We start from the raw sequence: 14,943 nt of genomic DNA on the forward strand, positions 1-14,943 counted from the left end.
TCTTTATTTATTTAAACCTGAAATTACCGCATATACTTTATCTCCATGAACTCCAGTAAAGTATTTGTTATATTTTTTGAAAAACTCTTTTCCTGCATTTTCATCTGCCCAATGCTCATTCATTAATTCACGATTTCTATCATTCATTTTAGCTAAACTCTCAAAAGAATCTACAAAGATAGCTTCAATAAATTCAGTACTGTTATGTCCCCAAAAATGGCGATGTGGATAATAGCCTTTAATGTACTCATTTTTATTAACAACATTATCAATTATTTCTTTTCTTAATTGTCCAATTTCGCCTTCTGGGCTATCTTCTGGATACGCCAAATAATTTGTTCTTACATAGAGAACCCAATCATCTGTTGGGGTTTCTGTCACCATTTTTGTCCCTACAGCAACGCTATAAATTTCATCAGAGTGATTACTTGTGTAAAAGTCTCCTCGTGTTTTTAAAAATGCCTTTCTTGCTGTCTCGTCTGTCCATGCTTCTTTTTCAAGTTCTCCTGTTCTCGCAGACGCTTTGTCTATATCTTCCCAACTGGAATACGTTTGAACATAAATTACATCTGTACTATTTTCAGTATAAAGATGTGTGAAAAAGGATGCTCCCATGACATATTCATTTTTCATGGTGACTTTGTCTAGATATTCTTTTTCCACATCATACCAATCGGCATCTGAATCATTTTCTAAATTAAAATGCATTGAGGTCACAGTATAATACTTTGCTGCTTTTTCTTCTTGAGATAATACGGAAGAAGTGCTTAAAAACAATAGCATCATAACTATTGCTGTAATAAATAGATTGGTTGTTTTCATAATCTGTTAAAATTAAAGTTAGTTATAATAATTAAAATTAAATACTACTTCAAGATTTGGGGCAACCTCGATTATGCTAACAATAAATTATGGGGAGAGAGATTCTGAATTAAGTAAATATACAAAAAATACTGACTTTCAGCAATTTAAATTTTTATTTCTGTAATGTATCTTTTAGCTTTTTGGGCATGCTTTTAACAACCATATCATAAGAATGATCTATGAGTTCTAAAATGAATTTTTGTGATAATTCGCCTTTGTGAATGTTTACGGTATTCCAATGCCTTTTATTCATATGAAATCCTGGTTGTATACTTTCATATGCTGCACGAAGTTCTTCAGAATACTCAGGGTCGGCTTTTAAATTAATAGTTGCATTTCCAGACTCCCAACTTTTTAATGATACCAATAAAAAAATCTTTCCTAACACTTTAAACACCAAAGTATCTTCATCAAAAGGAAAATCTTCTGTAACCCCTTTTTTGTTTAGGCAATATTGATAAAGTTGTTCTATGTTCATTTTAAAAGCCTTTCCATAAGTTTTTCAGGGTATTTTAATTCTGTGTATCCAAATTGTTTATATAATCCATGGGCATCAGCAGTTTTAAGCATCCAAACTGTGCAAGATTGTAATTCTGGATTTTCTATAATGGTCTGAACTAACTTTTTTGAATACCCTTTGCCCCTATATTCGGGCGATATAAACACATCCATTAAGTAAGCAAAAACAGTATAATCGGTTGCTATTCTGGCAAATCCAATTTGTTTATCTTCCAAATACACCCCAAAACATAAACAATGCTCAATTGTTTTTTTAACATCATCTACCGTTCTTCCTTTTGCCCAATAAGAATTAGTTAAAAACTGATGAATCACCTCAATTTGAAGTTTACTTTTATCCGTGGAAATTTCTATCATATATGCCCAATTTTAACCTGAATAAATTTAAACAATAAACAATTCTGAAGCCATGCCATCAACTAAAAATTTTCCTTTTTGGGTTGTTTTTAAAATATGTTCATCAATAATTAATAATCCTTCTTCAATAAATTTTTCAGATGATTTTTTTAGATTTTTTAAATAATCTTTTCCGAATTCATTTTCAATTTTATCAAAAGAAACGCCCCAAATAGTGCGCAAACCAGTCATGATATATTCGTTATATTTATTTTCAAGGGAAAGCGTTTCCGTTTCCATGGGTAACACGCCATAAGATAGTGAATTGATATAAATGGAATTATTCCTCACATTCCAACTACGCTCATTTCCATTGAAAGAATGTGCCGAGGGGCCGATGCCTAAATAGGGTTTTCCTTGCCAATAACTAGTGTTGTGCTTTGAAAAATAATTTGGTTTGCCAAAATTTGAAATTTCATAATGCACAAAACCTTGTTCTGCCGTTTTTTCAATTAAATGATTGAAATGCTGAAGTGCCAAATCTTCATCAATTGCTGGATAATTTCCTTTTTTTATAAAATTATCCAATGCCGTATTGGTTTCGACCGTTAATGCGTAACTGGAAATATGATTAATTCCGAAACTAAATACCGTTTCTAAATTTTCGTTCCATTTTTCCAAACTCATGTTGGGGATGCCATAAATCAAATCAACTGTAATGTTATCAAAATATTGGGTTGCTAAAGATAAACACGCTTTCGCTTCATCGGCATTGTGGGCACGATTCATGCCTTTTAAATCGTCCTCAAAAAACGATTGGATTCCTATACTGAGTCGGTTGATTTTACTTTTTGAAAGTTCTTTTATGACGTCTTCCGATAAATCATCTGGGTTGGCTTCCAAAGTTATTTCCGGATTTTTAACAACTTTATAATTTTTATAAATAGCATCGAGAATCGATTGTAATTCGTAGTCTTTTAAAAGACTTGGCGTACCGCCTCCAAAATAAATGGTTTCAATAAATTGTCCTTGAAACTCATTTTTACGGAGTTCCAATTCTTTAATAAGCGCATCAATAAGTTCCGTCTTTTTCTTTAATGATGTAGAAAAATGGAAATCGCAATAAAAACATGCTTGCTTGCAAAATGGGATATGGATGTAGATGCCTGCGATGATTCTAAATTTAAAAATTCAACTATTTTTTACTAAAAATATTACCCAATTTTCTTTGGATTCTGCTTCACAAACGCATCCCAACCTGTATAATTTTTGCCAACCTCAACCTTACCATCATTATAAAAATGGCAAACTGCTGCTGCCAAACCATCGGTAGCATCCAAATTTTTTGGAAGTGTTTTAAGTCCCAATAAACTTTGAAGCATTTTTGCGACCTGCTCTTTACTAGCATTTCCGTTTCCTGTAATGGCCATTTTAATTTTTTTTGGCGAATATTCAGTAATAGGAATTTGCCTTGACAAACCCGCAGCCATGGCAACACCTTGCGCTCTACCAAGTTTTAACATACTTTGTACGTTCTTTCCAAAAAAGGGTGCTTCAATAGCAATCTCATCGGGGTGATGGGTTTCAATAAGTTCTATGGTGCGTTCAAAAATGAGTTTCAACTTTAAATAATGATCGTCGTACTTTTTTAAATCCAACTCATTAAGCTGAATAAACTGCATAAATTTACCGGTTACTTTTATGAGTCCGAAACCCATGATACTCGTTCCTGGGTCTATCCCTAATATAATTTTTTCTTTGACCATTACATATTAAAATCCATACTATACCGCATTATAGTATATTAATGATTTATTTTGTGTCTTAATTTATGATGTATTCGTTGCTATACAAATCTAAACAAATCTTTTTTGCACTTATTAAAATAAGCATTGTTGTTGGTGCATTTTATTTTATATATGCTAAACTGATAAAAAATGATGATTTAATTTTTTCTGTTTTTTGCCAATTTTTAATCAAAAACAAGATTTTTTCACCAAAAAATGTCTTTTTTTTGATTGTTTTAAGCATTTTTAACTGGTTTTTTGAAATATTGAAATGGCAATACTTAGTATCTGAAATCAAAAAAATCAAGTTTAAAACAGCGTTGCAACAAAGTTTGGGTGCTTTAACAGTGTCTTTGTTAACCCCAAATAGAATTGGAGAGTATGGTGCCAAAGCCATATTCTACAACAAAGAATTTAGAAAACGTATTTTGCTCATCAACTTAATGAGTAACGTCATGCAAATGAGCACGACTTGTATATTTGGAGTTATTGGTTTTTGGTTTTTCACATCAAAATATGCCCTGAAATTAGATTACTATAAATTAACGCTAGGGCTTCTTTTTATAATATTCGCTTTTAGTTTAGGAGCTTACATCATGAAAAAAAGCAAGTTTACCATTAAAGGCTTTTCATTAGAAAAATTAAAGGTCTTCATTAAAATTTTCAATAAGAAAACCATATTTCTAGGTTTTTTATTTTCGCTGATACGCTATTTGGTGTTTTCATTTCAGTTTTACTTTTTACTGCATATCTTTAAAGTGGAAATCAGTTATTTAAATGCCATGATGGTTATATCGAGCATGTATTTTTTATCATCCATTATTCCAACAATTTCCTTTTTTGATGTGGTTATAAAAGGAAGCGTTGCACTTTATCTGTTTAGTTTTGTTGGTGTTGACGAGCTTGTTATTTTAAATATTACAACCCTTATGTGGCTATTGAATTTTGTATTACCAAGTTTGGTTGGCAGTTATTTTGTTCTGAATTTTAAATATCCAAGGGAAAACGATTAAACATGGTTTTAGCTGGTTTTATAATAACTCTTTTATATGTGCTTTTAATTGGAAGCCTCGTTATTGGTTTTGACAGAATAAAGGTTTTTAAGTTGGAAAAATCGGTTTCAAAAACAACATTCTCGGTTATTATTCCTTTTAGAAATGAAGCTGAAAATCTACCAGTTTTATTGGAATCTCTTTCCAAATTGGACTATCCAAAACATTTGTATGAAGTTATTTTTGTTGATGATGAATCTGAAGATCATTCGGTGAAAATCATCAATGAAGTTCTTAATACATCTTCATTACATCAAGACACTCGAACTGACATCACAATAATCAAAAATGAACGCATAACCAAATCGCCAAAGAAAGATGCCATTGCCTCAGCCATCAATTTGGCTAAATATGAATGGATTATCACCACCGATGCCGACTGTCAACTTCCTGAATTTTGGCTAAACAGCTTTGATGAATTTATTCAACTAACCACTGCCAAATGTATTGTTGCGCCTGTAACTTATTATGACGAAACGAATTTTTTAAACAGATTTCAATTGCTGGATATTTTAAGTTTGCAAGGAGCAACCGTTGGTGCATTTGGTATTAATAAACCTTTTTTGTGTAATGGTGCTAATTTTGGGTATCAAAAATCCATTTTTAAAGAACTCAACGGATTTGAAGGCAATACCAATATTGCCAGTGGTGATGATATTTTTCTGTTGGAAAAAATAGTGAAATCATGCCCTAAAGAAACCCATTATTTAAAATGCGACCATGCCATTGTAACAACAAAACCTCAAGAGTCTTGGCTGGAATTAGTTTCGCAACGCATTCGATGGGCTGCCAAAACAAGTGCTTATAATAACGGTTTTGGAAAACTAATCGGAATTATCGTTTTATTGATGAATGCACTCGTGGTTGTAACTTTGTTACTCACCTTAATCAACATTTTCAATGTCAAAATTTTGCTTTATATTTTAGTCATTAAACTCTATATAGACTTTTTACTTATCTACAAAGCAGCTTCTTTTTTCAATCAAAAAAGTATTTTAAGAAGTTATTTAATGGGGTTTTTAGTATATCCTTTTTTTAGTGTGTATGTTGCTTTTTTGTCCGTTTTTAATGGCTATACTTGGAAGGGCAGAACGTTTAAAAAATAACTTAATTAACACTTATAATAATGGGCAATTTAAACTCGGTCGTTACTTGTTGACCGCGCTTTATTGCTGGGAATATTCTTGGTAAAGAGTCCAAGCTTTCAGTAAGCAGTTGCTTGATATTTGGTATTTCAGTATTCGTTAACGAATCTATTTTGGTGTCTAACAGAATCAAGTCGCCCGTATCGGTGACTTTAAAATTCAAGTTAATGGTATCATGAATGTCTTGGGTGACTATAATGGCATCTTTCTGTAAATAGTTGGTAATAAACCCTGTTAATGTTTGTACAAAACAAGTCTTTTTTTCTTCTTTTGTAGACCTTGAATCGCATACAGAAAACGTGGGATATTCATCAACATCATTCCAATTGAATGTTTGTAGCTCTTCCTTTAAAATGGTTTCGGAAGACACTTTTTTCACATTAAAATACTCGCACGAACAGAGCATCACTAATAAAAGAAAAGTACTAAATTGCTTCATGGATTAAAACAGTTGCCGAAAAGTACGATATTTTCTTAGATTTTAATCGTTTACAGCGCCTTCCTTGATGAATTTTTCATTTTTAAGTTCGCTAATTCGTGCATCTATGTATTCGGCATAATTATCTGAAGGAAATCTTCTTTTGAAATCTTCATAAGCCTGTATTTTAGAATCTATATCGGCATAATACCTATCTTTAGTCAATACTAACATAAATTCTGCTCCGATATTTTCAGGATTCTCTTTTATAGCCTTTTTTAAAGCGGCTATGGCTTCATCATGTTTTTTCTGACTGTTTAAAACGATTGCCAATTGGCCATATTCGGCATCCATGGGGTTATCCATTAAATCCAAAGCGTCTTTTATGTACTTTTCTGCATTGACAAAATCATTATTTTTATAATAATAGGTACCAATGGTATAAATGGATTTAGCATCTCCCGGATTAAATTCTAAAGCTAATTGTCGTTGTTCAATAGCTTTCTCAAATTCGTATAAATACTCATAACACACACTAAGCTGTTTATGAACAAATTCCGATGACTCCCCAAGTGCAATCAACTTTTCAAACCAAATGGCTGCATTTCTATAATTTTTCTTCAAATAATAATTTTGGGCCTTTAAACTGATGAGCTCCAAATTATTTTCATAGGTTTTTAAACCGATATCTGCATAGTCTTCTGCTAATTGATTTTTGCCTTTTTGAAGAAAATATTTAGCAATTTTATATATGGCTTTTTGATGGGTTGAATCTAATTGGAATGTAGAATGGTAACTTCCAATAGCCGTGGAATCATTCATTTTTTCTAAGGCTAAGCCCAATTGGTAATGGTAATTCGGATTTTTATTATCCATTGCTACCAAATCCTTAAAAACCACTGAAGCCTCCTTATTCTTTTTTGTTTGGGAAAGTAATATGGCATATTCAAATGTTGTTAAGGCATCAGTAGGGTTAGCGCTAATATGTGCCTCGTAATTTTTTAGTGCTTCATCGTAATTACCAATGGCGACATAAGATTTTGCCATTTTATTATACACTTCGCTCGGTGTTTTATATAACTTGTAGTGTTCAATAGCTTTGGAATAGTTTCCTAAAACATACAAACTATCTGCAAGGTTTAAAACCGAAGTTTGGGCTTCGGTTCTAAACATAATTAATAATAAAAAAATTAAAGCAGATCTTATCATTTACTAAAAAGCAATATTAAATCATTTTTTTTCTGATTCAGGTTCATCACCTTGAACCACAAAAACAATGGGTAAAGAATATGGTACAATAACGGGGTATCCTTTTTGTTTACCGGGTTGCATTGCTGGTAATAATTTAATAACTCGAATGGTTTCGGCTTCTAATGCAGGGTGAGACGCTCTTGATTTTACATCTACAATATTACCTTCTGTATTAATCTTAAACATGGTGGTAATACGTTGTCTACCAGATAACCCTAAATCACTTGCTAAGTCTGTATTGAATTTTTTACTAACAAATTCTTGAATCTTATCAGATGTGCATCTTTTCTTTTCATCATTAGAAGCTAAATCTTCACAACCTGGAAATACGGGTACTTGCTCTATAACTGCAAAAGGCACTTCAACGATTTCATCGTAACCAACTATAACGGTTTCACTTAACATTAATATGTCCTCTCCCTCTGTTATACTAGGTTTTATATTTGTATTATTAGTATTGGATGTTTCATCTGTGCCCGCTACCATAAACATAATAGGTAAAGAATATGGAACAATTACTTTTTTACCATTATGCTCTCCAGGCACCATTTTCGGCAAGGTATTAATAACCCGAATGGCTTCTGTTTCTAAAGAAGGATGTGGCGCTCTTGATTGTACACCTACAATATTACCATCAACATCAATTTTAAAAATAACGTTTATGCGCTGCCTGCCTTTTAAACCTAATTTAACTGCCATATCTGTATTAAAATTTTTGCCAATATGTTCTGTAATACTTTTTGATGTACAGTCCATTTTTTCATCCCTAGAAGCTAAATTTTCACAACCTGGGAATACTGGCACCTTATCTATAACAGCGAAGGGAACTTCTAATTCATCTTTGTATTTCTCTTTTAATTTTAAAAGTCTTTCTTCTTTTTCCTTTTTGGTTTCTTCGCTTTCCTCAGGTGGAGGTGGTGGTGGCGGTGTCAATTCTTCTAAATTCTGTTCTTCTTTCTGAGGTACTTTGTCATCGTTTTGAGCGAAAGATGATGTATATATTAACATCCCAAAAACTAATGGAATGAGCATTATATACTTCAGCAAATTGATTTGTTTTGATTTTGATTTTTGTAACATAACGATTCGTTTTTTGATTAATGATTGTTTAAAAAATGGATTGATGAATGACATATTATGAGTTTGAAAAACTTGTGATAACAAGTTTTGATAATATTGTGATTTATCTTGATGTTTCACGGCTTCTTGGTCGGCTATAAACTCATGCAGCGTCATAATTCTATTTTGGTACATATAAACCATTGGATTAAACCAATAGAGAATACGCATGACTTCAAAAAACAATAAATCGAAGGTGTGTTTTTCTTTTACATGTACCATTTCATGCTTTAAAATGGCGTCTTTATCTTTTTCATTTAAACGTTCCCCTAAAAATATATAATGGAAAAAAGAAAACGCCGCATTACTATTTAAAAGGTTTATGATGAGCAAATTACCAAACTTGCTTTTTGGATTTTTGATAAGCATTAAAATTACTTTTGCAATTTTAAAGGCAAATAAGAGTGCCGCTAATGTGATTCCTAAATATAATATGTTTTCCCAAGTCCAAAATGGTTTCGATTCTATGATGACCGTTTCCAGTTGTATGGTATTTTGGTTTGTTGGCGTATTACCAATGATAACTTCAGGAAGGTTTACAATATATTGTTGCGGTATGGTATTTTTAAATGCGTCCAATCTAATGAATGGAATAAAAACAGACAGCAGCGCTGTGGCAAGCAAATAAATTCGGTTCCAATTAAAAAAGGTTTCTTTTTTTAAAAAGGCATCATAAATCATTAAAAACACCAATTGAAATGCCGCAACTTGTATAATGTATGGTACCATGACTATTCTTTTTTATTGATTTCCTTTAAAACAGATTCCAAATCCTTTAAACTGATGTCATTTTTCTTCACGAAAAAGGACACCATGCTTTTAAATGATCCTTCAAAATAATTATCCACCAATTTATTTATAGATTGGTTACTATAATCTTGCTGTTGAATTACAGGGAAATACACATGTCCCTTACCTTCTTTTTCATAATCTACAAAACCTTTGTTTTCTAAAATCCTTACGATGGTAGAAACCGTATTATAAGCAGGTTTGGGCTCTGGGAATTCTTCAACAATAGCTTTTACATTGGCCTTTTTTAATTGCCAAAGTATTTGCATGATATCTTCTTCTGCTTTTGTTAACTGTTTCATATATAATTTTTTATTGTTCTATTTTTGTCAGATGCAACATTCATTTTTAATATTCAAATTCAATTAAATATTCGTTCATGAATGTGTCTTTTTTTAATATAATTTTACAACTAATAACTTAGTTGAACAAAACAAATATAACTAAAATTTTAGTTTGAACTAATTTTTTAGTTAAAATATTTCAACAATAAAATTTTTATATGGATATTATTTTAATCATCGTAGCGGCTTTATTAATGATTCTGGGCATTTTAGGAAGCTTTCTGCCGGTTATTCCGGGACCCTTTTCCAGTTGGGCTGGTCTGCTGCTGCTCTATCTTACCGAAGCCATTCCTACTAATTTAACCTTAATAATTATCACATTTATTGTTGCGGTACTAATAACAGTATTAGATTATATCATTCCATCCATGGGTACGAAACGATTTGGAGGTACAAAAGCTGGAGTTATTGGCACTTCGGTAGGATTGGTTGTCGGTTTATTAGCTCCGATTCCCGGAGGTATCATCATTGGCCCGTTTCTTGGGGCATTTATTGGTGAGTTGATAAATAAAAGTAATTCTAAAGCAGCATTAAAGGCAGCGTTTGGAAGTTTTATTGGTTTTTTAGCCTCTACCTTTATAAAATTTATAGTGACGGTGATTTATTTGGGACTATTTATCTCCATTATTTGGAAACATAAAGAAGTGATTTTTTCTTTCTAAAAAGAAGAAGTCCCGTGGGTCTCTCACCTCCACGGGACTTATGTAAATTGCTATTATCAACATAAAAATTGAGGGATCAATTAATTTTGAAGTGTTGACAACACAAAGATAATTATTCAATTTTTGTTTAAGATGCGGAAAAACCGTAACCAAGTTGCGGTTAATACCTAAAAGCTAGACGGAGCTTTGATTTTCCTCAAATAAAAAAAATGTTAAAATTAAAATTTTAACATTCTATAAGATGAAAAATATTACATTAACCTAAACAAAACCTTTTTTTCTTGCTTCCTCGAGCAATGTTTCGTCTTGTCCGTCTTCGACCATAAACAAATCCTTAAGTTGCTTTTTACGCTTTTCAACGGCACTTAAGGAAATATCTAAATGCGATGCTAAATTTTTGGTTTTTACACCTTGTGACAGCAAATGGAGTATTTTTCTGTTTTTTTCATCGATAACAATGTCTGTGGTAATGGATTTTCGAATATGGCTATTTACAGTGCCACTATAAAAAGGTGGATTTTTAAGGACTGCTTGAAATGCGCTAGCCAATTCGCTAGATGTTAAATCGCTTTTTATTAAAAACCCTTCTGGGTCAATGTTTTTTATAATATTATGGATTCTGAAAGACTCATTGAACATGGTTAGAATAATAATTTTGGCCTTGGGCAAAATAGTACGGGCATATTCTGCCAAATCTTCACCAGATTGCATTAAACCATCTTTAGATGCTGGTAAACTAATATCAACAAATAACACATCGTAAGGCAGGCCCTTTTCCAAGGATTTATCCATAAATTTTATAGCTTCATCGCAATTATTGGCAATATCTATATATAATTCTTGATTGGTTTTTTTAGTAAATTGTAACGTATTTTGGTACCCTTCTATAATCATAGGGTGATCATCAATCATCAATATTCTAATTTTTTCTGACATGTTTTAAATGGGCAGGTTAAGTGGGTATATTAATTTTTATGGTTGTTCCTTTATTTTTTTCTGAAGCTATATTTAATGTCCCATTAATTTCTTTGATACGGGAATTTATATTTTTCAGTCCGATTCCTGATTTTCCTTTACTAACATCAAATCCAGAACCATCATCTACAATCAATAAGCAAATTACATCATTTTTTAATTTAAAGCTAATTTTAATCTTTTTGGCATTGGCATGCTTATAAATATTATGCAATGACTCTTGTACAATTCTATAAATATGAATTTTATTTTTGTTAGAAATCTCATCCCAATTAATAGTGCCATCATGATCTATTTTATACTTTAAATTATAAACGGCAGTTTGGGTTTCTACCAATGTATTAATGATATCAACAAAGCCTGAACCTGCAACAAAATCGGTGTTCAGCTCATGGGATACTTTTCTAATATCATGCTCAATAGTTTTAAGTTCATTAATATATTGACCCCTTGTTTTAATGGCATCTGGTGTTGTGCCCATATTTAAACTATCAAGACTTAATCTAGTACCAAACAAACGCCCCAAAATACCATCATGCAATTCTTGTGAAATACGTTTTTTCTCTAAGGTTCTAGCCTCTTCAACACTTTCATTCTGATTTAACATAAGGTTATATATTTCTTCATTGGCTTCTTGTTGCTTTTGAATAAACTTTAACTCTTTGTTTTTATTTCTTTGGGTTATAACTATGTAAATTAAAAATGAGCTTATTATAAGGACGATAGACGTTATTAATAACCACATGCGCTCTCGTGCTATTTTAATGTTTTCTTCTTCAATTTTATCAGTTTCGTATTGAATTCTGGTGAATTTGTTTCTAATAGACCTTTCGTGTTTTAAAAGGCTATCATTAAGTTTTATGTACTCGCTATAATACTTTACGGCAATGCTATCTTCTTCAACCTCGGCTAAAACAGAATACGATTCCAATAAATCATCTGTGTACTTTGGGTAAGCAATATCCTTTGCCCGATACGCATAATACTTAGCTGAATCCTTTTGATTTTTGAAGTGATAATATTTTGCCAAATGCTGATTGATGACGATGGTTTTATAACTATCTCCTATGCTATCACAAATCCGCAACGCTTTAAGAAACAACCCAGGAAGTTGCTCATAATTTTTAGATAAAAATAGGGTGTGCGCATAGTTGTCAAGGACAACTGCATAAAAATCGGGCCTTTCAAGTCTCAAATTTTTATTTTCGAAAATCTCGTTATAGTATTTAATTGCCAGATTGTAGTCTTTAGAACTTTTATAAACATTAGCCAAATTGTTTATTTGGTCATCAATGAGATAATCATTATTATCTTTTAATCGCTTTTTTAAATCGATGGCTTTTAGATTGTATTTTATAGATTCATCGAATTGAGAAAGCTCTTTGAATAAAATGCCTAGGTTGTTATAGAAATAAGACTTGTATCTTATAACCTCATTAGATTCATCCAATTGGTCTAGTAAAGATATACCTCTTATAGAAGTTATCTCGCTACCTGTATAATCCTTATCATCTTGTTGAAGTAACGCTATGTCGAGCAATACTACGGCTGTGTTAAAATTATCATTCAGGGCAGAATATAATTTTTCAGCTTTGTAATCATAGTAATACGCGCTATCAATAGATTTGTTGTAAAAATAATAACCTAGATTTTTATTTGTTTCAGCTAGGGATACAGAATCATTTAATTTAGCCGACAATTTTAACGCTTTGTGGTTATCCTTTAAAAACATAGTATTATTATATTTTGTTTTTAAATGGCTAAAATGATAATCTCTATTACTATCAAAGTATACAGAAGATAATACTAAATAGCTTTTAAGTTTAAGCGAATCTAAATCATATTGCTCGGAAAGTGTTTTAGCTCGTATCGCATTTTTTAATCTGAATTCAACATTCGATGCATTGCTATTTGAATGTTTCAAATAAAGCATAATACTGTCAATAACAGCTCTATTGTTATCTTTTTGAGCAAAAGAAGTACATGAAAAAAAAATCGCTAAAATAAAAATTCTGAGATTCAATACAACGACATATAAGGTATCTCAAATGTATCTATAATTTTTCTTTTTTAAAAGAGAAAGCCTTTATCTTAAAGATAAAGGCTTTCATTATATTAAGTGAATTTGATATTATCTATTTTTAATATCACCATCACCACCAATTACAACAATTGGAGCTGGGGCATCTAATAAATCGTCTTCATTTAAGTCTTGTTTAGTACAAGATGATAAAGTTCCAATAAGCACGGCTAATAATAAGGTAAATTTTAGGGTTTTCATATGTATTCAATTTTAAGGTTATACAGTTTTTCTCTAATTATGTTTAAAAATTTTAAAATGTTTGCATGGATTTTGAAACCAAAATCGTTGCTGAGGGAAAAAATGGATAATTAACTTAAAATCGAATGCACAAAAAATGGCACAGATTTATTATTTCAATTTTTGAGGGAAATGACCGTTAAGTCAAAAAATGGATTAATCTATCTTACTGAACTGAGGGGAAATTTGGAGCGTTCGATAAGATGATGTAAATGTATGTCAAACGATTGAGTGAATTGTAATAAAATCGATTAAATGTATGATTTAAACGATAAAGTGTTATTTTGAAAGATAGTTATTAACTTTTACCTGTTGATAACTCTTTAGGAAAACTACAATGTTGATCCGTTCTTTACGAAACTAGTCTTAATAATTCGAGTGGAAACATCAGTATCAGCATCATTTTTTTGTTGTAAGCGCTTAATTAATAACTGCACCGCATTGGCACCTATGTCTCTAGCATGCTGCCTTATACTTGTTAATCTAGGAATGGAATGGTTAGCGATATAATTACTTGAAAACCCAATTACCGATACATCTTTAGGAACATGAAGTCCAATATTAATGGCCGTATTAATGGCTATAACGCCAGATGCACTATCTGCAGCTATAACACCATCGACATGATTGGTCTCAAAAAATGCTTTAATTTTAAATTGAGAATCTTCCGTTTTGGATATTCTTAAAACTAAAGGATTTTGATTGCTGTTCTCCAATATCGCTTTATTATAACCTCTCTCTCTTAGCTTTCCAACACTTAAGTCATCAATGGTACTTATAAAACCGATTTTAGTTCTTCCTTCAAGCAATAATAATTTAGTCGCATTATAAATGGCATCAAAATCGTCAACAATGACTTTATCACATAACACATCATGTGCCACCCTATCAAACATAACAATTGGCAATCCTTGGCCTATGGCCTTCTTAAAATGTGCAACTTCATTTTTTATTTGGGTCTCTTGTGCAATCGATAATATAAAACCATCAACACTCCCATTAGCTAAAAGTTGCAGACTTTCCTTTTCCTTTTCAAGAGATTCGTTAGAAATACAGGTAATAATATTATAACCATATAATGCTGCTTCCATTTCAATTCCAAATAAAACTTTGGCTAGAAAATAATTCAATATATCTGGTATAATAACCCCTATGGTTTTGGTTTTATTTTGCTTTAAGCTCAAAGCTACCTTGTTAGGTTTGTAATTATAAAGCGCGGCAAGTTCTTTAACGCGCTTAATCGTATCTTCACCTATTTCTTCGCTATTATTAAGCGCTTTGGAAACGGTTGATATCGAAACATTTAATTCTTTGGCAAGTTGTTTAAGGGTAACCATAATAGCATTAATAAAAAACCCTGTA

At 31.6% G+C, this 14,943-nt stretch carries 16 protein-coding genes; 3 read left to right on the top strand and 13 right to left on the bottom strand.

From position 1 onward, the window contains the following. Window positions 1–3: 3 nt before the first annotated feature. The 5 genes from CDH50_RS05350 to ruvC all read right to left on the bottom strand — a co-directional run bounded on the left by CDH50_RS05350 (window position 4) and on the right by ruvC (window position 3,485). Complete coding sequence (locus tag CDH50_RS05350; protein ID WP_100610900.1) at window positions 4–822, bottom strand: hypothetical protein; 819 nt, start codon at window positions 820–822, stop codon at window positions 4–6. A gap of 154 nt (window positions 823–976) precedes the next feature. Next, window positions 977–1,342 carry an MmcQ/YjbR family DNA-binding protein gene (locus CDH50_RS05355; RefSeq protein WP_100610901.1) on the bottom strand — a complete coding sequence of 122 codons (366 nt, stop codon included), beginning with the start codon at window positions 1,340–1,342 and terminating at the stop codon, window positions 977–979. Further along, the gene (locus CDH50_RS05360) at window positions 1,339–1,740 is read right to left on the bottom strand and encodes a GNAT family N-acetyltransferase (RefSeq protein ID WP_100610902.1); all 402 of its coding nucleotides are present in this window, start codon (window positions 1,738–1,740) and stop codon (window positions 1,339–1,341) included. The genes CDH50_RS05355 and CDH50_RS05360 overlap by 4 nt, the downstream gene beginning before the upstream one ends. 27 nt (window positions 1,741–1,767) lie before the next feature. Beyond that, a complete protein-coding gene (gene hemW, locus CDH50_RS05365) occupies window positions 1,768–2,892 on the bottom strand; it encodes a radical SAM family heme chaperone HemW (RefSeq protein ID WP_100610904.1) in 1,125 nt (374 codons plus the stop codon). Between the two features lie 41 nt (window positions 2,893–2,933). Then, on the bottom strand, window positions 2,934–3,485 hold the full coding sequence (gene ruvC / locus CDH50_RS05370; RefSeq protein ID WP_100610906.1) for a crossover junction endodeoxyribonuclease RuvC: 552 nt from the start codon (window positions 3,483–3,485) through the stop codon (window positions 2,934–2,936). A gap of 65 nt (window positions 3,486–3,550) precedes the next feature. Here ruvC and CDH50_RS05375 point away from each other — a divergent pair, with 65 nt between their 5' ends. Both CDH50_RS05375 and CDH50_RS05380 read left to right on the top strand, forming a co-directional pair. Next, the gene (locus tag CDH50_RS05375) at window positions 3,551–4,519 is read left to right on the top strand and encodes a lysylphosphatidylglycerol synthase domain-containing protein (protein WP_100610907.1); all 969 of its coding nucleotides are present in this window, start codon (window positions 3,551–3,553) and stop codon (window positions 4,517–4,519) included. 2 nt (window positions 4,520–4,521) lie between these two features. Further along, window positions 4,522–5,664 (top strand): glycosyltransferase family 2 protein, encoded by a 1,143-nt coding sequence (locus tag CDH50_RS05380; protein ID WP_100610909.1) that lies wholly within the window; start codon window positions 4,522–4,524, stop codon window positions 5,662–5,664. Between the two features lies 1 nt (window position 5,665). Here the strand turns inward: CDH50_RS05380 and CDH50_RS05385 are convergent, their stop codons facing one another. The 4 genes from CDH50_RS05385 to CDH50_RS05400 are packed head-to-tail and all read right to left on the bottom strand — an operon-like array spanning window position 5,666 to window position 9,582. Next, window positions 5,666–6,142: a hypothetical protein gene (locus tag CDH50_RS05385; RefSeq protein ID WP_100610911.1), complete on the bottom strand. Its 477-nt coding sequence runs from the start codon at window positions 6,140–6,142 to the stop codon at window positions 5,666–5,668. Window positions 6,143–6,184: 42 nt separating this feature from the next. After that, entirely contained in the window at window positions 6,185–7,294 is a 1,110-nt protein-coding gene (locus tag CDH50_RS05390; RefSeq protein ID WP_232731968.1) for a tetratricopeptide repeat protein, read from the bottom strand. Window positions 7,295–7,351: 57 nt separating this feature from the next. Next, a complete protein-coding gene (locus CDH50_RS05395) occupies window positions 7,352–9,220 on the bottom strand; it encodes a M56 family metallopeptidase (RefSeq protein ID WP_232731969.1) in 1,869 nt (622 codons plus the stop codon). Between the two features lie 2 nt (window positions 9,221–9,222). Next, a complete protein-coding gene (locus tag CDH50_RS05400; protein WP_100610915.1) occupies window positions 9,223–9,582 on the bottom strand; it encodes a BlaI/MecI/CopY family transcriptional regulator in 360 nt (119 codons plus the stop codon). A gap of 200 nt (window positions 9,583–9,782) precedes the next feature. Between CDH50_RS05400 and CDH50_RS05405 the strand changes: the two genes are divergently transcribed. Further along, window positions 9,783–10,286 carry a DUF456 domain-containing protein gene (locus CDH50_RS05405; protein ID WP_100610917.1) on the top strand — a complete coding sequence of 168 codons (504 nt, stop codon included), beginning with the start codon at window positions 9,783–9,785 and terminating at the stop codon, window positions 10,284–10,286. Between the two features lie 261 nt (window positions 10,287–10,547). Here CDH50_RS05405 and CDH50_RS05410 read toward each other — a convergent pair whose 3' ends face one another. The 4 genes from CDH50_RS05410 to CDH50_RS05420 form a co-directional block, all read right to left on the bottom strand. Further along, window positions 10,548–11,222, bottom strand: coding sequence for a response regulator (locus CDH50_RS05410; protein ID WP_100610919.1), 675 nt, complete (start codon window positions 11,220–11,222; stop codon window positions 10,548–10,550). A 16-nt stretch (window positions 11,223–11,238) separates the two neighbouring features. After that, window positions 11,239–13,284, bottom strand: coding sequence for a tetratricopeptide repeat-containing sensor histidine kinase (locus tag CDH50_RS05415; RefSeq protein WP_100610920.1), 2,046 nt, complete (start codon window positions 13,282–13,284; stop codon window positions 11,239–11,241). A gap of 108 nt (window positions 13,285–13,392) precedes the next feature. Beyond that, complete coding sequence (locus tag CDH50_RS15095; RefSeq protein WP_157804942.1) at window positions 13,393–13,542, bottom strand: hypothetical protein; 150 nt, start codon at window positions 13,540–13,542, stop codon at window positions 13,393–13,395. 371 nt (window positions 13,543–13,913) lie between these two features. Beyond that, window positions 13,914–14,918 (bottom strand): LacI family DNA-binding transcriptional regulator, encoded by a 1,005-nt coding sequence (locus CDH50_RS05420; protein ID WP_100610922.1) that lies wholly within the window; start codon window positions 14,916–14,918, stop codon window positions 13,914–13,916. Between the last annotated feature and the right edge of the window lie 25 nt (window positions 14,919–14,943).

It is taken from the genome of Confluentibacter lentus, assembly GCF_002806995.1.
Taxonomy (GTDB): domain Bacteria; phylum Bacteroidota; class Bacteroidia; order Flavobacteriales; family Flavobacteriaceae; genus Confluentibacter; species Confluentibacter lentus.